The organism is Maribacter sp. TH_r10 (genome assembly GCF_033101095.1).
GTDB lineage: Bacteria > Bacteroidota > Bacteroidia > Flavobacteriales > Flavobacteriaceae > Maribacter_A > Maribacter_A luteus.
Window position 1 is genome coordinate 753,937 of record NZ_JAWMPY010000001.1, and the last position, 20,557, is coordinate 774,493.

General features: G+C 38.4%; 15 protein-coding genes. 13 read left to right on the forward strand and 2 right to left on the reverse strand.

The window, feature by feature from the left end:
- Nucleotides 1-97 precede the first annotated feature (97 nt).
- Nucleotides 98-817: a DNA repair protein RecO gene (recO, locus tag R3X28_RS03145; RefSeq protein ID WP_154363328.1), complete on the forward strand. Its 720-nt coding sequence runs from the start codon at nt 98-100 to the stop codon at nt 815-817.
- Nucleotides 801-3,230, forward strand: a complete 2,430-nt coding sequence (locus tag R3X28_RS03150) for a TonB-dependent receptor (RefSeq protein WP_317662337.1) — start codon at nt 801-803, stop codon at nt 3,228-3,230. The genes recO and R3X28_RS03150 overlap by 17 nt, the downstream gene beginning before the upstream one ends.
- A 54-nt stretch (nt 3,231-3,284) precedes the next feature.
- Here the strand turns inward: R3X28_RS03150 and R3X28_RS03155 are convergent, their stop codons facing one another.
- The gene (locus R3X28_RS03155; protein ID WP_154363324.1) at nt 3,285-3,704 is read right to left on the reverse strand and encodes a hypothetical protein; all 420 of its coding nucleotides are present in this window, start codon (nt 3,702-3,704) and stop codon (nt 3,285-3,287) included.
- A 189-nt stretch (nt 3,705-3,893) separates the two neighbouring features.
- On the opposite strand from R3X28_RS03155, the gene ileS reads away from it, so the two are divergent.
- The 4 genes from ileS (at nt 3,894) to R3X28_RS03175 (ending at nt 9,044) form a co-directional block, all read left to right on the forward strand.
- On the forward strand, nt 3,894-7,295 hold the full coding sequence (gene ileS, locus R3X28_RS03160; RefSeq protein ID WP_317662338.1) for an isoleucine--tRNA ligase: 3,402 nt from the start codon (nt 3,894-3,896) through the stop codon (nt 7,293-7,295).
- A gap of 3 nt (nt 7,296-7,298) precedes the next feature.
- Nucleotides 7,299-7,682 (forward strand): TraR/DksA family transcriptional regulator, encoded by a 384-nt coding sequence (locus R3X28_RS03165; protein ID WP_154363320.1) that lies wholly within the window; start codon nt 7,299-7,301, stop codon nt 7,680-7,682.
- Nucleotides 7,683-7,789: 107 nt separating this feature from the next.
- A complete protein-coding gene (locus R3X28_RS03170) occupies nt 7,790-8,350 on the forward strand; it encodes a hypothetical protein (RefSeq protein ID WP_317662339.1) in 561 nt (186 codons plus the stop codon).
- A 34-nt stretch (nt 8,351-8,384) separates the two neighbouring features.
- Complete coding sequence (locus R3X28_RS03175) at nt 8,385-9,044, forward strand: lipoprotein signal peptidase (protein WP_317662341.1); 660 nt, start codon at nt 8,385-8,387, stop codon at nt 9,042-9,044.
- On the opposite strand, the gene R3X28_RS03180 is transcribed toward R3X28_RS03175, so the two are convergent.
- On the reverse strand, nt 9,029-9,589 hold the full coding sequence (locus tag R3X28_RS03180) for a 5-formyltetrahydrofolate cyclo-ligase (RefSeq protein WP_317662343.1): 561 nt from the start codon (nt 9,587-9,589) through the stop codon (nt 9,029-9,031). The two genes, R3X28_RS03175 and R3X28_RS03180, sit on opposite strands and share 16 nt — an antisense overlap.
- A 546-nt stretch (nt 9,590-10,135) precedes the next feature.
- Here R3X28_RS03180 and uvrC point away from each other — a divergent pair.
- The 7 genes from uvrC (at nt 10,136) to pgi (ending at nt 20,550) form a co-directional block, all read left to right on the forward strand.
- Nucleotides 10,136-11,923: an excinuclease ABC subunit UvrC gene (gene uvrC, locus R3X28_RS03185; protein ID WP_317662345.1), complete on the forward strand. Its 1,788-nt coding sequence runs from the start codon at nt 10,136-10,138 to the stop codon at nt 11,921-11,923.
- A gap of 53 nt (nt 11,924-11,976) precedes the next feature.
- The gene (locus tag R3X28_RS03190; RefSeq protein ID WP_317662346.1) at nt 11,977-14,235 is read left to right on the forward strand and encodes a patatin-like phospholipase family protein; all 2,259 of its coding nucleotides are present in this window, start codon (nt 11,977-11,979) and stop codon (nt 14,233-14,235) included.
- A gap of 181 nt (nt 14,236-14,416) precedes the next feature.
- On the forward strand, nt 14,417-15,559 hold the full coding sequence (gene hppD / locus R3X28_RS03195) for a 4-hydroxyphenylpyruvate dioxygenase (protein ID WP_282053743.1): 1,143 nt from the start codon (nt 14,417-14,419) through the stop codon (nt 15,557-15,559).
- A 343-nt stretch (nt 15,560-15,902) separates the two neighbouring features.
- Nucleotides 15,903-16,649 (forward strand): DUF3108 domain-containing protein, encoded by a 747-nt coding sequence (locus R3X28_RS03200; RefSeq protein WP_317663056.1) that lies wholly within the window; start codon nt 15,903-15,905, stop codon nt 16,647-16,649.
- A 7-nt stretch (nt 16,650-16,656) separates the two neighbouring features.
- Nucleotides 16,657-17,628, forward strand: a complete 972-nt coding sequence (locus tag R3X28_RS03205; protein WP_282053742.1) for a tryptophan 2,3-dioxygenase family protein — start codon at nt 16,657-16,659, stop codon at nt 17,626-17,628.
- Entirely contained in the window at nt 17,628-18,911 is a 1,284-nt protein-coding gene (locus R3X28_RS03210; RefSeq protein WP_282053741.1) for a peptidoglycan DD-metalloendopeptidase family protein, read from the forward strand. Before R3X28_RS03205 ends, R3X28_RS03210 begins: the two co-directional genes overlap by 1 nt.
- 1 nt (nt 18,912) lies before the next feature.
- Complete coding sequence (gene pgi / locus R3X28_RS03215; protein WP_154363300.1) at nt 18,913-20,550, forward strand: glucose-6-phosphate isomerase; 1,638 nt, start codon at nt 18,913-18,915, stop codon at nt 20,548-20,550.
- Nucleotides 20,551-20,557 lie beyond the last annotated feature (7 nt).

Below are 20,557 nucleotides of genomic sequence, written 5' to 3' on the forward strand. Positions count from 1 at the left end.
GAAAACAGCAATTAGGCCTACCGGATAACGGAAGGCCTTTTTTTATACCCGATTCTTGCAGATAGTTTTATATTTGATACCCTTCAACAAACCTATTATGCAAGTCACTACCAAAGCAATTGTGTTATCGGCCCTAAAGTATGGTGACACAAGTTTGATCGTTAAGGCCTTTACGTTGTCAGATGGGTTAAAATCTTATCTCTTAAAAGGGGTAATGGCTTCAAGAAAAGGAAAGGTAAAGATTGGTTATTTTCAACCGCTGACCCAATTGGAGCTGGTGGCCAACCATAAGAACAAAGGGAGTTTGGAAACCATTAGAGAGGTGAGGGTCTCCTATCCATACCAAACTTTGCATTCTGATATTTCTAAAAATGCCATAACCCTATTTTTGGCCGAGATGTTGGCGAACAGTATCCAAGAAGAGGAATCGAATGAAGGACTTTTTCTTTATGTTGAAAGTGCATTGCAATGGTTAGATGCCAATGGCCGAATAACCAATTTTCACATATATTTCTTGATTGACCTAACCAAATACCTCGGCTTCTATCCTGATACGAACAATATGTTCGGTAATTACTTTGACCTGCTTGAAGGTGAATTCACTAATGCCATTAGTTTAAATCCTAATATTTCTGGTGAAAATTTAAATTACTTCAAAAGGTTCTTAGGCATAAATTTTGATACGATTCATACGATTAAGATGAAGAAGCCGGCTAGGCAGCAGTTGCTGCAAACGATAGTCCTTTATTTTGAATTACATTTACAGGGGTTTCGAAAACCCAAGTCACTCGATATTTTAAATGAAGTTTTCAGTTAGTATGGGAAGGGTAGTTATCATCATGATTTTTTTGATTTTCACTACTGGGAAGGCCCAAGAAATTAAGGTTCTGGATTTTTACACCAAAGAGCCTATTGTGAATGTTGCCGTTTATAATCATGATAAGTCCACCACAGCGCTGTCTGATCTTGGTGGCCTATGTGACATATCCCATTTCAAAGCCAATGAAAGAATAACCTTTAAGCATTTGAGCTATGAGGTATATAGGACCACAAAGGCACAGTTGTTAAAGAATGGTTCAAATGCCCTGATGGTATTAAAACACGAACAGTTGGATGAGGTTGTAATGTCAATCTCAAAATGGGAACAGCAAAAGAAAGATATACCGCATAAAATAGTCACCGTTAATGCTAGGACCGTTGCATTTACGAATCCACAAACTTCGGCTGATCTACTCCAAAATAGCGGTAAGGTGTTTGTGCAAAAAAGCCAATTAGGTGGTGGTAGTCCAATGATCAGGGGTTTTGCGACAAACAGGTTATTGTTGACTGTTGATGGTGTGCGAATGAACAATGCCATTTTTAGGGGGGGCAACCTTCAAAATGTTATATCCATTGATCCTTTTACGATTAACAAAACTGAGGTCATTTTTGGACCGGGTTCGGTAATTTATGGTAGTGATGCCCTGGGTGGCGTAATGAACTTTTATACCAAAAGGGCTACATTTTCGGAAACTGACAGCCTTTCTATATCTGGGAATTCCAGTTTAAGATATGCGTCGGCCAACAATGAAAAAACAGGCCATTTCGATATTAATCTGGGAAAAGGAAAATGGGCGTTTTTAAGCAGTGTGTCCTACAACGATTTTGATGATCTGAAAATGGGATCTCATGGTCCCGATGAATATTTGCGAAACAATTATGTGGTTACAAATAATGGTGTTGATGTTTTGGTTGCAAACAAAGACCCAAGAAAACAAGTGACCACAGGTTATGACCAATGGAATTTTATGCAGAAGATATCCCATAAACCCAATAATAATTGGGATTTGGATATGGGATTGTTCTATTCAGAAACATCTGATTACTCAAGGTACGATCGTTTAATACGGCCCGATAGTGAAGGTACAGGTTTACGTTCTTCAGAATGGTACTATGGTCCCCAGAGATGGTTCATGGGTAATGTACAGTTAAATAAAAAAGGCAAGGGTAAGTTTTATGACGGTCTTAAACTAACTACGGCATATCAATATTTTGAGGAGAGCAGGAATGATCGGAGTTTTCAAGACCCGGTTTTATATTCGACCAAGGAAATGGTCAATGCACTTTCTGCGAATGTCGATTTCGAGAACAAGAAAATAGGTGATTTGCGATTGTACTATGGGGTGTCCTATGTTTATAACCAAGTGAACTCCGATGGTAGTCAAAAAGATATCACCACTGATATCAGTTCAGATTCCCCATCTCGGTATCCCGATGGTTCAACATGGCAAACAGCGGCAGCTTATTTAAATGGGGAGTATAAGGCAAAGCCGAATTTTACTTTGCTTTCTGGTTTACGGTATAGCCATGTTTGGATCAATGCGGATTTTGACAAGACCTTTTATCCGTTTCCTTTTGATGATGCCAACCTAAGTACGGGTGCACTCACGGGAAGTTTAGGTTTTAGTTGGTTCCCACGGGCCAATTTACAAGTTACTTTAAATGGATCTACGGGATTCCGGGCCCCGAATATAGATGATGTGGGAAAGGTGTTTGATTCCGAACCTGGTTCTGTTGTTGTTCCCAATCCCGATTTGGAACCTGAATATGCATATAATATGGAGCTTGGGATTCGAAAAAATTATAACGACAAGTTGGTTTTCAAAGGTGCGGCATTTTATACGTACCTGGTAGATGCATTGGTTCGAAGGGATTATCTTTTCAATGGGGAATCCCAAATCGAATATAATGGGGAATTAAGCAACGTACAAGCTATGCAAAATGCGGCCAAAGCATATGTTTATGGATTTGAACTTGGGTTGGAGGCCTTTTTGACCGAGAATATTTCCTTGGTTTCCAATTTAACATTGACAGAGGGTATAGAGGAAGAAGATGATGGGTCCGATACACCGGCTAGGCATGTACCCCCTACTTTTGGCGATATTCATTTGGTTTTCAAGAACAGGAACCTGAAAACAGATTTGTTCTTCAATTATAACGGTGAAATATCAAATGGTGATTTGGCAATTTCTGAACAGTCGAAAGCATATATATATGCGAAAGATTCAAATGGTCTGCCTTATTCGCCTTCTTGGTATACTTTGAATTTACGAACCCAATATCAATTGAACAGGGCGGTTAAATTAAGTTGTAGTATTGAGAACATTACGAATCAACTTTATAGGTCGTATTCCTCTGGGATCGCAGCACCGGGAACGAACCTTATTTTAGCGGTTGAATATGGTTTTTAAAATAAAAAACCCTGACGATAACGCCAGGGTTCAATACTTTAAAAGGAAAAACGTTTAGTTTTTGATAACGTCTTTAACCTCAGTGGCTTTTTCTTTGGCCTTGTCAGCAGCATCAGTAGCCGCATCTTTAACATCAGTACCAACTTCTTTAGCTTTGTCAACGGCAGCACCAGCAGCATCTTTTACTCCTTCGGCAGCGTTTTCACCAGCTTCTTTGGCACTATCAACGGCTTCACCAGCTTTTTCCATTGCACCTTCAGCAGCTTCACCAGCAGCTTCGGTAGCATTGTCAATAGCTTCACCGGTAGCATCGGCAGCTTCATCAATGGCTTCACCTGCAGCTTCTGCAGCATCACCCATAGCTTCACCAGCTTGTTCGGTTGCATCTTTTGCTTTTTCAGCAGTTTCTCTACATGAAACGAATGATACACTCATTGCGACCATCAAAATTGCACTTAAAATTAATCTTTTCATTTTGTTTTTGATTTAATATTTGATTTCGATTCTTTAGATATACGTTAAATATCCACTTTTGGATGCTTTAATTTAACATTTCTTTTATATGCCCCTAACTCCCTGTATTTCATTTGGTATAATATGAAATTAATTCAATCAAAATTTATAATTTTGCAGCCTTATTAAAATAGCAATATCAGAGATACGATGAAGTTTGCAGGATACAAAGGATTGGATTTACCAAGGGTTGCAAAAGAAGAACTCAAACACTGGAAAGAACACTCTATTTTCGAGAAGAGTATAACCAGTAGGGAAGGGAATCCCAGCTATGTTTTTTATGAAGGTCCACCTTCTGCAAATGGTATGCCCGGCATTCACCATGTAATTGCCAGAACGATCAAGGATATTTTCCCCCGTTACAAAACAATGAAGGGTTTCCAGGTAAAACGTAAAGCCGGTTGGGATACCCATGGTCTTCCCGTAGAATTGGGAGTAGAGAAAGAACTGGGAATCACTAAAGAGGATATCGGGGTTAAGATTTCTGTAGAAGAGTATAACGAAGCTTGTAAAAAAGCGGTAATGCGCTATACCGATGTGTGGAATGAAATGACCGAAAGGGTCGGTTATTGGGTAGATATGGAAGACCCTTACATCACCTATAAGTCAAAATACATGGAATCTGTTTGGTGGTTGCTAAAGCAGATTTATGATAAGGGGCTTATATATAAAGGATATACCGTTCAACCATATTCGCCAAAAGCGGGAACAGGCTTAAGTTCGCACGAAGTGAATCAGCCTGGGACATATCAAGATGTAACGGATACCACGGTTACCGCACAATTTAAAGTAAAAAAGGAAACACTCCCACCCGTATTTGAAAATATCGTAGGGGATGTACATCTTATGGCATGGACGACCACCCCATGGACATTGCCTTCTAATACAGCTTTGACCGTTGGTCTTAAAATAGATTATGTACTCGTTAAGTCATTCAACCAATACACTTTTGAACCGATTCAAGTAATATTGGCTAAAAACCTGGTTAGTAAACAATTTAGTGGTAAGTTCTTTGAATCCAAAGAGGAAAGTGACTTCACAAACTATTCCGCTAAGGATAAAAAAATCCCTTATAAAATAATAGCGGAGGCCACGGGTAAAGATTTAGTGGGTATTCGTTATGAACAGTTAATGCCATATACGCTTCCCTATCAAAATCCGGAAAATGCATTTAGGGTTATTTCAGGGGATTTTGTGACAACTGAAGATGGTACGGGTATTGTGCATACCGCACCTACCTTTGGGGCAGATGATGCCTTGGTGGCCAAACAGGCCAAACCAGAAGTACCGCCAATGTTGGTATTGGATGAAAACAACAATCCGGTTCCACTTGTAGATTTGCAAGGGAAGTTCCGACCAGAAATGAAAGAACTTGGGGGCAAATACGTTAAAAACGAATATTATGACGAAGGCGAAGCTCCTGAAAGGTCTGTAGATGTTGAGATCGCTATTCGATTAAAGGAAGAGAACAAGGCCTTTAAGGTCGAAAAATATGTGCACAGTTATCCTCATAGCTGGCGTACCGATGAACCGCTTTTATATTATCCGTTGGATTCTTGGTTCATTAAAATATCGGACGTCAAGGATCGTATGTTCGAATTGAACCAGACCATAAACTGGAAACCCAAAGCCACAGGTGAGGGTAGATTCGGAAATTGGTTGGCAAATGCCAATGATTGGAACCTGTCCCGTTCACGGTATTGGGGAATACCATTGCCCATTTGGCGTACAGAGGACGGTAAAGAGGCATTGATGATAGGTTCTGTGGAAGAACTTAAGGCAGAAATGGCCAAGGCTGTAGATGCAGGTGTTCTCGAGAAAGATATTTTCGCCGATTTCGTTGTTGGTGATATGAGTGAGGAAAATTATGGGAAGGTTGACCTTCATAAAAATATCGTTGATCAAATTACCTTGGTTTCCAAATCAGGGAAACCGATGAAACGTGAAAGTGACCTAATCGATGTTTGGTTCGATAGTGGTTCCATGCCATATGCCCAATGGCACTATCCTTTTGAAAATCAAGGTTTCATTGACAAGGCCGAAACGTTCCCTGCCGATTTTATCGCAGAGGGGGTAGATCAGACCCGCGGATGGTTCTATACCTTACATGCCATTGCGACAATGGTTTTCGATTCTGTAGCGTATAAGAATGTTGTTTCTAACGGACTTGTACTTGACAAGGAGGGCAAGAAAATGTCGAAAAGATTGGGCAATGCCGTTGATCCATTTGAAACAATGGATGAGCACGGACCCGATGCCACACGTTGGTATATGATTTCAAATGCAAATCCTTGGGATAATCTAAAGTTCGATATTGATGGAATTGTTGAGGTAAAAAGAAAGTTCTTCGGAACACTGTACAATACCTATTCATTTTTCGCACTTTATGCCAATCTTGATGAATTTAAATATACCGAGGAAGACATTCGGTTAAATGAACGACCTGAGATTGACCGATGGATTTTGTCAGAATTACACACCTTGATCAAAAAGGTAGACGAAGCCTATACCGATTATGAACCTACCAGGGCTGCACGTGCGATTTCGGATTATGTACAAGAAAACTTAAGTAACTGGTATGTACGTTTGTGCAGAAGACGTTTTTGGAAAGGTGAATATGAAAAAGATAAAATATCCGCCTATCAAACATTGTATACGTGTTTGGTGACCGTTGCCAAATTATCAGCGCCTATTGCTCCTTTCTTTATGGATCGTTTGTATAAGGATCTGACCAATACTACTGTTAAGGATTCTTTTGAGAGTGTGCATTTGTCCCATTTCCCAGAATGTGACCCTACGGTAATCGATGAAGGGTTGCAAAGTAAAATGGCCAAGGCACAGACAATATCTTCTTTGGTTCTTTCTATACGCCAAAAAGAAAAAATAAAGGTGAGACAACCTTTGCAAAAGATCATGATTCCGGTTTTGGATGAAAATCAGCGACATGAGATTGAAGCAGTTGCCGATTTGATCAAGTCAGAGGTAAATGTTAAGGAAATAGAATTATTGGACGATGCATCAGGAATCCTCGTGAAACGGATAAAACCTAATTTCAAGGTTTTAGGTCCAAAATTCGGCAAGGATATGAAGTTGATCGCACAAGCTGTAAGTGCTTTAGGACAGGAAGACATCCAAAAAATTGAGCAGGAGGGCGAAATATCATTAGGAATCAATAATAAAAGTATTAAATTACAGTTACAGGATGTAGAGATAACCTCTCAAGACATAGAAGGTTGGCTGGTTGCTAGCCAAGGACCATTAACGGTTGCCTTGGACGTTACCATCAACGAAGATCTTAAAAAAGAGGGTATTGCTCGCGAATTGGTAAATAGGATTCAAAATATTAGAAAAGAATCGGGTTACGAAGTAACTGACAGAATTGATATTAAAATCCTTAAAGACGGTTTGGTAGAAAACGCGGTCGAAAGTAACCTTGGTTATATCAAGGCCGAAACGTTAACAGCCAATCTTGTATTTGAGGAAAATTTGGAAAATGGCACAGCTATTGCTTTTGACCAAGTGAACACAAGATTGTTTATTGAAAAACATTAAATTATGGCAGAAGATTTAAAAGTAAGATATTCAGATAAGGATTTGGCGGAATTCAAAACCTTGATTGAAGAAAAAATCGTTAAGGCAAAAAGTGACTTGGAACTTTTAAAGAGTTCATATATGAACAATGGTAATAACGGTACCGATGATACTTCACCTACATTCAAGGCTTTCGAAGAAGGTTCCCAAACCATGAGTAAAGAAGCGAATACCCAATTGGCGATTCGTCAGGAAAAATTCATAAGGGACTTAAAGAATGCTTTGTTACGTATCGAGAACAAAACATATGGAATCTGCAGGGTAACAGGAAAATTGATCAATAAGGAACGATTGAAATTGGTGCCCCATGCAACGCTGAGTATTGAGGCAAAAAACATGCAGAAATAATTTAAAACGCCCTTACGGGGCGTTTTTTTATATCAATGGTGAAAAGAAACGGAAGTATATGCGTAGTTCTATTGCTTGTGTGTTTTCAAATGCTAAACGCCCAAAAAGTGATACGGAAATCCCTCCAGGACCCTGAAGCCACATATCTGGAAATCAATACCGAAAATTGTTTTAAAGTTGAGCTTTCAACCTCGGAATCAAAGGAGATTTTGGTCGAAGCCCGAATAGATGGTGAATATAAAAATGATTTATTGGTAAGGGTCGGGCATAAAGGCCCTGTAGTTGGGATAAGCGCAGGTTTTCAACCAAATTTCATTATACCCGATGATAAGTTAAGCGCCCACAAAGTTATTTCCATATCACTCCAAATACAAATACCTGAAAACATGAAGGTGCATATTCTGGGAACCTCTACCCAAGTAATTGCCAAAGGAAATTATTCTGAATTCAAAGCAATACTGGACGATGGCAGTTGTAACTTGAACAGGATACATGGATCAGCTCTTGTAACCACCCGTAGTGGCGATATAAATGTGTATTCGACTCAAGGGACATTCAGTATAAATAATAGCTTTGGGCGTGTTTTCAGGGATAATATACCTACAGGGAAAGATTATTTTGACCTGACCACAACTACAGGGGAAATCCGTCTTACTAAAATCGAATAATATACCTATTTTTGCCCATCAAGATTAGTATCGAATGAGTATAAAAAAATCAGTACTGCTTATTTTCTTAGTATTGCTTATAGATCAAATAAGTAAGATTTATATTAAGACACATTTTGTTCTTGGGGAATCCTATGAGGTTTTTGAATGGTTTAAAATTCACTTCATTGAAAATTCCGGTGCTGCTTGGGGGGCAAAGTTGAATGATTTTCTTCCTATAACCGAGAACACGGCAAAATTGATTTTGACGGTATTTCGACTTTTTGCGGTTGCGGGCATCGGCTATTGGCTTTGTGATAGTATAAAAAAACATTTTTCTACAACGCTGATCTTAGCCGTTTCATTGATTTTCGCCGGAGCATTGGGCAATATTATCGATTCGGTATTCTATGGTGTCCTTTTCAATGAAAGTAATGGTCAGGTGGCCACTATGTTTTCAGATGAACCTTACGGAAGTTGGTTTTTCGGTAAAGTAGTGGATATGCTTTATTTTCCTATGATCGATACAACATGGCCAAGTTGGGTCCCTTTTTTCGGAGGAAAGAACTTCAGCTTTTTTGATCCTGTTTTCAATATAGCCGATATGGCGATCAGCACAGGGGTTGGTATTTTATTGGTGTTCAATAAAAAAGCATTCGGACATAAATCTGAAGAAATCCCTACTGATGAAGCCGCGCTTCAGGAAAATGAATAAATTTTATTTGGCGTAATACAATAATCCAAAGGAATATCATTTTCAAAAACATCCTCAATTTTATCTTCAGGTTCAAATAAGGAAAGACCGATTTTTATCACATCAGGGTTACATTGTTGCAGGAAACGATCATAAAACCCCTTGCCGTAACCTACCCTGTTTCCTTTTGTATCGTAGGCCATTAGGGGTATGAACACAACCTCAATCTTATTCGGTGGGATCTGAATGCCGTCCACAGGCTCAGGAACATTCCATTTATTGGTTTTGAGCTTGGTATTGTCCGTTAGTAAATAGTGAATTAAAGAACCGCCTTCCATTTTTGGCAGGATAACGTTTTTGTCCCTCCCTTGAAGTATTGATAATAAAAAAACGGTGTCAATTTCTTTCTTACCTAATATAGGTAAGAAAATGTGGTAATACGAGAAATTCCAAATAGGAAGTTCCAAAGACTTATTCGCAATCAATAGACTCTCTTGTGAAATTTTTTCCAGAGAAATTTGATTCCTAAGTTGGGAATATTGTAATCGTAAATCTGATTTCAACATGTGGGGTGGTTGAATAGTTACGATTAAAGATACTAAGTGATTTTTACTCTTTTACAGCTACTGCGATATAAATTTTGAAAAATAGCATTAAAATCAAGTAGGTCCCGAGGGTTATTATATAATTGTCCATGTGAAATGTGATTTTGATTATCTAAATGTAAATAAAAAATCATTACAAACACTATTAAGTGCGCATTTTTATCGATGAAATACACTATTTGAAGGAAATTTTAACAATTCGTTAAAAGAAAGAAGCGGTTTAATTAATGATTATCTTTATATACTCATTGAATTATTAATGGCTAAAGGCAAAACTTGTATTCAACCTAAACGCTTCGGGTCATTGTTAAATGCATTGAAAATTTATCTACCAGCCCTTAAAGGGTTTATTTTTGTTATAAGGTTCATGCTGCCAAAAAAAAGTATAGTCCATATACAGACGTTCTTATTTTGAAAAGGTAAAAAAAGAAGGGAACATCTTTCTTTTGTTCAAAAACATAGTAACTTAACATATTAGTTAAAAAAGTAAATTTCCCACAAGAAATAATGACCGAATTACCCTTAAAAATACAAATCAGCACATTGCCGAAAAGTCCTGGGGTATATCAATTCTATGATGATGAGGATAAGATCCTATATGTGGGTAAGGCGAAGAACTTAAAGAAAAGAGTTTCTTCTTACTTTACAAAAAACCACGAATATGGGAAAACGAGGATATTGGTCAAGAAAATAAAGCATATTAAGCATATTGTTGTCTCGACCGAGTCTGATGCATTATTACTAGAGAATAATCTTATCAAAAAGTATAGGCCCCGTTATAATGTTTTGCTTAAAGATGATAAATCGTATCCTTGGATCTGTATAAAGAATGAACGTTTCCCAAGAATCTTCCCGACCCGTAAATTAATCAAGGATGGGTCAGAATATTTTGGTCCTTATACCAGTATGTATACGGTAAAGACTTTGCTGGAATTGATCAAGAACATTTATCCCATAAGAACCTGTAATTATGATCTGTCCCAAGAAAAAATAAATGCAGGAAAATACAAGGTGTGTTTAGAATATCATTTGGGAAACTGTTTGGGGCCGTGTGAAGGGTTTCAATCCATCGGGGATTATGATCGACAGGTTAGTGAGATTCGTGATATCCTAAAAGGTAATTTTAAATCTTCATTGCAATCCTTCAAAAACAAAATGAAATCGCTTGCAGATGAAATGCGTTTTGAAGAGGCACAACAATTTAAGGATAAGATCAACGTGCTTGAGAATTATCAATCAAAGACTACCATTGTAAATCCGAAAATCAACAATGTAGATGTTTTTTCCATAATTACGGATGATGCCTTTGCCTATATCAACTTTTTACAATTGTCGCACGGTTCGATCATTAGGTCCCATACCATGGAAATTAAAAAGAAGTTAGATGAAAAGGATGAGGATTTGTTACAATTGGCGATCTTTGAACTAAGGCAAAGATTCGATTCGGAATCAAAAGAGTTATATGTGCCTTTTAAGGTCGTGGTCGAGCCTCATTTAAAGGTGACCATTCCCAAATTGGGGGATAAACGAAAGATTCTTGATCTTTCTATCCGAAATGCCAAATACTTTAGGCAGGAACGATTCAATCAAATTAAGATCATGGATCCGGAAAGACATACGAATAGGGTCATGGCACAAATGAAAATAGATTTGCGGTTATCCGAAGAGCCAAGGCACATAGAGTGTTTTGATAATAGCAATATTCAAGGAAGCAATCCTGTGGCGGCCTGTGTGGTATTCAAGAACGGGAAACCATCTAAAAAAGACTATAGGCATTACAACATAAAAACGGTAGATGGCCCCGATGATTTTGCATCTATGGAGGAAGTGGTTTTCAGGCGATATAAAAGATTGTTGAATGAGGAGCAACCTTTGCCGCAATTAATCGTCATAGATGGGGGTAAGGGCCAGTTGTCATCTGCCCTGAGGAGTTTGGATGTTCTTGGGTTAAGAGGGAAGATTGCCATAATAGGTATCGCCAAACGGTTGGAAGAAATTTACTTTCCCGAAGACCCTATCCCGCTTTATCTGGACAAGAAGTCGGAAAGCCTGAAAATAGTACAGCAACTAAGGAATGAAGCCCATAGGTTCGGTATTACCTTTCATAGGAATAAAAGAAGTAAGGCGGCCATTAATTCGGAGCTGGAGAATATTGAAGGTATCGGGGAGAAAACGGCAAGCGATTTATTGAAAAAATTTAAATCGGTGAAAAGGATCAAGTCGGCCTCGCTCGATAATTTAACGGCAGTGGTAGGTATGGCCAAAGCAAAAAAGATTTTTGAAGCATTTCATTGAATAAAAGGGTATGTAAAGTTTGGAGTATGGGTATGAATAAAATTCGATTTAAGATGAAGACCTTACCTATTATGATATTGTTGCTTTTAGTGCTTCATGTAAAGGCTCAAGATCCTGAACCTAAAAAGGAATTGAAGGTAGGTCTGGTACTTAGTGGCGGGGGGGCAAAAGGATTGGCCCATATAGGAGCGCTTAGGGTCATAGAGGAAGCCGGGGTAAAGATCGACTATATTGGTGGTACCAGCATGGGGGCCATTGTGGGGGCATTGTATGCTTCTGGTTATTCGGCGACCCAACTGGATTCTATATTCAGGAATATCGATTTTGAAAGTCTCATCAGTGATGAATTACCCAGGAATGTCAAAACATTTTATGAAAAGGAAGATTCCGAGAGGTATGCCATAAACCTACCATTTGATAATTTCAAACTAACTATACCCCAGGGTTTTTCCGGAGGTCAGAATATCTATAACGAAATGGTGAAATATCTTTATCATGTCAAGGATATAAATGACTTCAGTAAATTACCCATTCCGTTCGTATGTATAGCCACCAATGTTGAAACAGGTAAACCTGTTATATTGGACAGGGGCTATTTGCCAGAGGCTATAATGGCATCGGGCACCCTTCCTTCCTTATTTGAGCCTGCAACTATTGATGGCAAAGTGCTTATAGATGGTGGTGTTGTAAATAATTACCCTTTAGAGGAGGTTAAGAAAATGGGTGCCGATATTATTATTGGGGTAGACGTGCAACACGCCTTAAGGGATAGGAGTGAGCTTTTGTCCGCTACCGAGATTTTATTTCAGATCAACAATTATAGGACTGTCGGGGACATGGTCAATAAAGCGGCATCTACAGATGTTTATATTAAACCCGACATGTCAAACTATTCTGTAATGGATTTTGATTTGGATGATGAGATTATCGAAAAAGGAAAAAATGCCGCAGAGGATAAATTGGAACAATTAGAGAAAATTGCTTCGCAGCAATCGGTTCATTTTCCTAAGGCTCATATAAAACCCGTTGATACTTTAGTGATTTCCAGATTATCGCTCCAAGGGGATAATGAAAGATATACACGTGGGTACGTAAAAGGAAAACTTAGGTTTAAATTGGGAGAGAAGACCACATTTAAAAAATTGCAACAAGGTATAAGCAATTTAGCGGCGACCGGTAACTTTAAGACCATTCGATATGAGCTTTTATCATACGATATTGGGGAAGAACTTATTCTTAAACTGAACGAAAGCCCTAACAGGACTTTTTTAAAGATCGGTGCCCATTACGATGATCTTTATCATAGTGCGGCAATCATTAATCTTACCCATAAGAATCTGTTTTTCGGTGATGATGTTGCGTCCTTTGATTTTATTTTGGGGGATCAACTACGATATAATATGCAATATTATATCGATAAGGGTTCTTATTGGAGTTTTGGGATAAATTCAAGGTTCGATAATTTTGGGGAAGAGATAAATTTTGATTTAATAGAAAGTAATTTTCCTGTTTCACCCGGCCTGAACATCAATAATTTGAATATGGATGTTTTGGATCTAACCAATCAAATCTATGTACAGACGGTCCTTCAAGAAGAATTCAGCTTTAGTTTAGGTGTTGAGCATAAGTTTTTGAAATACAGCACCGATACTTTTGGGGCTTCTACAGATGAGGATAATGAAATGCTTGCCAATTCAACGGACGATCGTACGTATTTTGATAAAAGCAATTATTTCAGTGCGTATGGCAAGTTGAAATTAGATACCTATGACGACACCTATTTTCCTACTCGAGGATTGTTTTTTGACGGGGATTTTCACTTTTATTTATTATCCTCTGATTTCAACAATAATTTCAAGGAATTTTCCGTGGCAAAAGCTAGAATGGGAGGAGCATTTTCTTTGGCCAAGAATTTATACCTAAACCTTGAAACGGAAGGTGGTTTTAAGCTGGGGACTTCAGGGGTAACCTCTTTTGATTTTATTTTGGGCGGCTATGGGAATAACCTCATTAATAATCTGGTCCCTTTCGTAGGCTATGATTTTCTCTCGTTTCTTGGTAATAGCTACGTAAAATCATATGCACGAGTTGATCTTGAATTTGCCCCGAAAAACCATTTGATGTTGACTGCTAATTATGCCAATGTCGATGATGACCTTTTTAGGACGGGAGAGTGGTTCACTGCTCCCAATTATTCGGGTTATGGTATAAGTTACGGGCTAGAATCTTTGATGGGCCCCATACAGGTAATGTACTCTTGGTCGCCGGAAGGTAGTAGCAGGCTGTTCTTTAGTGTAGGATATTGGTTTTAAGTTGGATAAGAACGCATTACAGGATTTTTACGATATTTGTCTTAGAGCAAATTCACGTGATAAAAAAAAGAATTGATATAACGGCCCATCTTAGGGCAATGTGGTAAGGCATAGCTTCGGTTTAAAAAATGGCTGTAAGGCCGAATATGCTTTTTTATATCATTCTAAAAACTTAAATATCATGTCTACCTTAGATAATACTTCTTTGCGATTGCCGAAAGAAAATCCAGAAGCTGAAGATTTTTTACCCCTTTTGGGAACAGACCATGTAGAGCTTTATGTGGGTAACGCTAAACAGGCGGCACATTACTATATTTCCGCTTGGGGGTTTCAGCCCTTGGCCTATGCGGGTTTGGAAACCGGTCTAAAGGATCGGGTTTCCTATGTATTGCAACAAGATAAAATTCGATTGGTTCTTACATCACCTCTAAAATCAGGTGGCCCCATCAACAAACATATAGATGCCCATGGCGACGGTGTAAAGGCCATAGCCCTTTGGGTAGATAATGCAACCAAAAGCTATAAGGAAACTTTGGCAAGGGGTGCTGAAAGTTATATGGAACCTCAGGTATTAACTGACGAACACGGGGAGGTTGTACTGTCAGGTATTCATACCTACGGGGAAACCGTTCATATTTTTGTTGAAAGAACAAATTACAACGGTGTCTTTCTACCCGGATATAAAAGTTGGGACCCCTATTACAAAGCCCCTGGAGTGGGCTTAAAATATATAGACCATATGGTCGGTAATGTAGGGTGGAACGAAATGGATAAATGGTGCCGATTTTACGAAAAAGTTATGGGTTTTGCCCAATTGGTCTCCTTTGATGACAAGGATATTTCAACGGAGTACACTGCTTTAATGAGCAAGGTAATGAGTAATGGTAACGGCAGGATCAAGTTTCCGATCAACGAACCGGCCGAAGGTAGAAGAAAGTCCCAAATAGAGGAGTATATCGAGTTTTATAATGGGGCAGGGGTGCAACATATGGCCATGGCCACCGATAATATTATCGAAACGGTATCGGCATTAAAGAATCGGGGAGTTGAGTTTTTAACCGTTCCCCCCACCTATTACGAAGATGTTTTGGACCGTGTCGGGGAAATAGATGAGGATCTGGCACCGTTAAAAGAATTGAGTATACTTATAGATAGGGATGATGAAGGTTATTTACTTCAAATATTCACCAAACCCATATTGGATCGGCCAACCATGTTCATTGAGATAATTCAAAGGAAAGGTGCCAAATCTTTCGGGAAAGGAAATTTCAAGGCACTTTTTGAAGCTATAGAAAGGGAACAGGAATTAAGGGGTACGCTCTGATTTTTTCTTAACGATTTGCCAAATATGAAGCTGCAACCCTTAATAACTGTTAAGGCTTTAGTTAAAGTACGTTAAAAGGGTTTTTAGGACCAAGGGTATGTATTAAATTTGTACTCGTAAGGGGTGGTTCCCTTACAACTTTAAGTATTGGTTTTTCATAATTTAAAGTTTGGTTGGTTATTTAGGAAAAGCCCAGTTGTAAGACTGGGCTTTTTTTTTTATACAATACTTTGGAACAAATATTGTTTAAGTAAATGTAAACATTAAGATAGATTGATTCTGTTTTAGTAGCTTTACTTTAGATTTAGGTATGAGGGTATTTTTTACAATTTTGTTTTTGACCATTTCATTTGGCATTAATGCACAGAATGGTGATTCGGTTTTTGAACCAGGGGAATGGTTAAAGTTCCGCATGCATTATGGTTGGTTGAATGCTAGCTATGCTACTTTGCAGGTCAGTTCTTCCAATATAAACGGCAAACCGGTCTACCATGTTATTGGAAAAGGCAAGACTACAGGTTTTGCAAGTATCTTTTTTAAAGTCGATGATAGATATGAAAGTTATTTTGACAAAGAAAATGGCCAACCCTATCGGTTTATAAGAAAAATTGATGAAGGGGGATATAAGAAAGATGTCGAAATCAATTTTGACCATAATAAGGATAAAGCGGTCCTTAATGATAAAAAAAACAAGAAAAAGATTAATTTTGCACTTCAAGATAGCATTCAGGATCTTATTTCAGCCTTTTATTATCTAAGGAACAATTATGAGCCAAAAGATCTGGTAAAAGGTGAAGCCATAAAATTGAAACTATTATATGATGATGATGGTATTTTCGATTTTAAATTAAAGTATTTGGGCGATGAGGTAATAAAGACCAAATATGGGAAGGTCGAATGTTATAAATTTAGACCATTGGTGCAATCGGGAAGGGTGTTCAAAGAGCAAGAGAGCCTCACCCTGTGGGTGTCGAAAGACCAGAACAGGATACCCATTAGAATTAAGGCCGATTTGGCCGTAGGTTCAATTAAGGCCGATTTAGACGGGTATAAGGGCTTAAAGCACCAGTTCAAAATATTAATGGAATGACTTTATAATGGATAATAAAGAGCAGATTGAATCCCAAATATCGAAGCTAGAAGAAAAATACAAGGATTCTGGTCAAGATCTCAGCTCTTATTTAGACGGACTTCTTTATCAACGTTATCTCACTTACTGGGATTATATTCATTTAGACACCCTATTAAGTCTTCAAGTACCTCGAACATATTTTCCCGATGAGGAAATATTCATCATGTACCATCAGATTACCGAGTTGTACTTTAAACTTATTCTGCACGAACAAAAACAATTCGTGGATCATAAGGCACAGGATGTTGATTTTTATATAGAAAAAGCGAGGCGGATCAATAGTTATTTCGAAGCTTTGATTTCTTCGTTCAGTATTATGATCAAGGGTATGGAGCGCGAGCAGTTCCTTAAATATAGAATGGCACTTTTGCCCGCAAGTGGGTTTCAATCTGCCCAGTATCGAATGATCGAGGTATACGCCACGGGAATGGAGAATTTGGTACACTTGGATGAACGTGATCAGTTTTCATCCAATAATTCCATCGAAGATCTTTATGAGCATATCTATTGGAAAAAAGGGGCCACTGATATAGTAACGGGTGAAAAGACCTTGACCCTTAAACAATTTGAATATAGGTATACCCCCAGATTGATACGTATAGCAAAACAAGTAAAGAACAGCACTATATATGATAAGTATTTAGAGCTGCCAGAAGATAAAAAAGGCAATTCAGCGCTTATCCAAGCGCTAAAAACCTTGGATATCAATGCGAACATAAACTGGCCGCTCATGCATATGGGTTCTGCCCATAGATATTTGGAAAAAGAAGGGGGGCAAGTAGCTGCGACCGGTGGCACCAATTGGAAAAAATATTTGCCACCAAGTTTTCAAAAAATAATATTTTTTCCAGAAATTTATTCAAAAGAAGAGTTGAACGACTGGGGCAAACAATGGGTAGATCATATGTTCAATCCAGACAAAATCAAAAAAGGCTGATGCAGAAATTTTGGGGCATTTTTATAATATTCATTCTGGTTGCTTCCTGCAAGGATAACAATGCAAATCGATTAAATGAAAACAAGGATAATGAATTGGCATTAATCGAAGAGCCGACTATTGTAAAGCAATACGGTTTTAACTTTGATGACTTTACCGTACAGCACGATACGGTTAGGAACGGAGATAGTTTTGGCGAACTTATGTTGAGTAACAAAGTGGATTACCCTAAAATTGCCAAGATTTCAGAAGAGTTCAAAGATACTTTCGATGTTCGAAGAATTCGGGTTGGTAAACCATATGTGATCTTAAAGTCAAAAGATACGATAGAGCAGGCCCAAGTTTTCATTTATGAAAATGACCCGATCAATTATACCGTCGTTGATTTAAGGGACAGTGTCGTTGCTTATAAAGATAGGAAACAGGTCACCTTTGTGGAGCGCGAGGCGTCGGGAGTAATCGATTCCTATTTGGACCAAGCCATAATCGACCAGAACATTGATTACAGCATGTCGTTCAAATTATCCGAGATTTATGCATGGACGATTGACTTTTTCAAACTTCAAAAAGGCGACCGTTTCAAGGTCATCTATAAAGAGAAGTATATTAATGATTCCATTTATGTCGGTGCCGGTCCAATTGAAGCGGCTTATTTTGAGCATAATGGTAGACCGATCTATGCTTTTCCGTACCAAAGTGATTCGTTAAAGAATATTTCCGATTATTATGATGAAGAGGCGAATAACTTAAGACGAACATTCCTTAAGGCGCCCATCAAATTCAATTACAGAATTTCTTCGAGATATAACCTAAAAAGAAGGATCCGCTATTATGGCTATAAGGTACGGCCCCATAAGGGAACGGACTACGCCGCACCTATCGGGACCCCTATCGTAGCAACCGCAGACGGTACGGTAACCGAATCTACACGACGTGGTGGAAATGGTAAATATGTAAAGATCAGGCATAACGGCACCTATTCTACCCAGTATCTGCATATGCGAAATCAAAAGGTTAAAAAAGGGGAGTATGTGCGACAAGGGGATGTAATTGGTTGGGTAGGAATGACGGGTAATACCGGCGGTCCCCATGTATGCTATCGTTTCTGGAAAAATGGTAGTCAGGTAGACCCATTGAAAGAAGAATTACCTTTGGCAGAACCACTTGCTGAAGAATTAAGATCCGATTATTTTGAGTTCATTGCGCCTTTAAGGGAGCAATTGGATTGTATTGAATATATAGAAAAGCCCAAAGAGGAAGAATTGATAACACTTAACGAGTAACATGGCACTAAACAACACAAACCCTACGAAAACTGCAGCTTGGGAGAAACTGGCTCAACATTATAAGAATACTAAAGATACTGATTTAAAGGAATTATTTGCGAACGATAGTGGTCGAGGTAAAGACTTTACTATTCAATGGAATGATTTTTTATTCGATTTTTCTAAGAATAGGATTACGAAGGAAACATTATCCCTGTTGTTGGAATTGGCCGATGAGGTAGGTTTAAAAGATGCGATTTCAAAATATTTTGGAGGCGAGGCTATAAACCAAACCGAAAACAGGGCGGTGTTACATACCGCTTTACGTGCCAAAAAATCTGATTCGGTAAAGGTAGATGGTGTAGATGTTGTTCCCGAGGTATATGAGGTGAAAGAACACATAAAAACCTTTACAGAGGAAATTATCTCCGGGAAAAAGAAAGGGTATACTGGAAAAGCATTCACCGATGTCGTAAATATTGGTATTGGTGGATCGGATCTTGGACCCGCTATGGTCGTAGAAGCCCTAAAATATTATAAAAACCATTTAAAGACCCATTTTGTAAGTAATGTGGATGGGGACCACGTTCACGAGGTTTTAAAGGAACTGGATCCAGAAACGACATTGTTCGTTGTCGTGTCAAAGACCTTTACTACACAGGAAACCCTGAGTAATGCCACCACCATAAAAAATTGGTTTTTAAAACATGCGACCCAAGAAGATGTAGCCAAACATTTTGCCGCTGTTTCTACGAACACTGAGAAAATTTCGGAATTCGGAATATCTGCAGATAATGTTTTTCCAATGTGGGATTGGGTAGGCGGTCGATTTTCTTTATGGAGTGCTGTGGGTATTACGATTGCACTTGCTGTAGGCTACGAAAATTTTGACGCTCTTTTAATGGGGGCAAATGCCATGGATGATCATTTCGAAAATACGGAATTCGATAGTAACATCCCGGTTATTATGGCATTGCTTAGTATTTGGTACAATAATTTCCATAAAGCGGAAACTGAAGCGATAATTCCTTATACCCAATATTTAAGCAGATTCTCTGCCTATTTGCAGCAAGGGATTATGGAAAGTAATGGAAAAAGCGTGGATCGTAATGGGGATCCCGTCGATTACCAAACTGGTACTATTATCTGGGGTGAACCTGGGACCAATGCCCAACATGCATTTTTTCAATTGATCCACCAAGGAACCAAATTGATTCCGGCGGACTTTATAGGGTATAAAAAATCCCTTCATGGCGATGCTGATCACCATAATAAATTAATGGCCAATTTCTTTGCACAGACTGAAGCTTTAATGAACGGTAAAACTACCGAGGAGGTTCTTTCGGAATTGAAAGGAAAAAACCTCTCCGAAGAAGAAATATCGGCATTATTGCCTTTTAAGGTTTTCGCAGGTAATAAGCCCACCAATACTTTTTTAATTGATAAGTTAACACCACATAGTTTAGGGGCCTTGATATCGGCTTATGAGCATAAAATATTTGTTCAGGGTGTAGTTTGGAATATTTTCAGCTATGATCAATGGGGTGTTGAATTGGGAAAACAATTGGCAACGAATATTTTAAAGGATATCAATGATTTGGGAATATCCGATCATGACTCCTCTACATTGAGTCTTTTGCAAAAATTTAAGAAATAACCTTGTT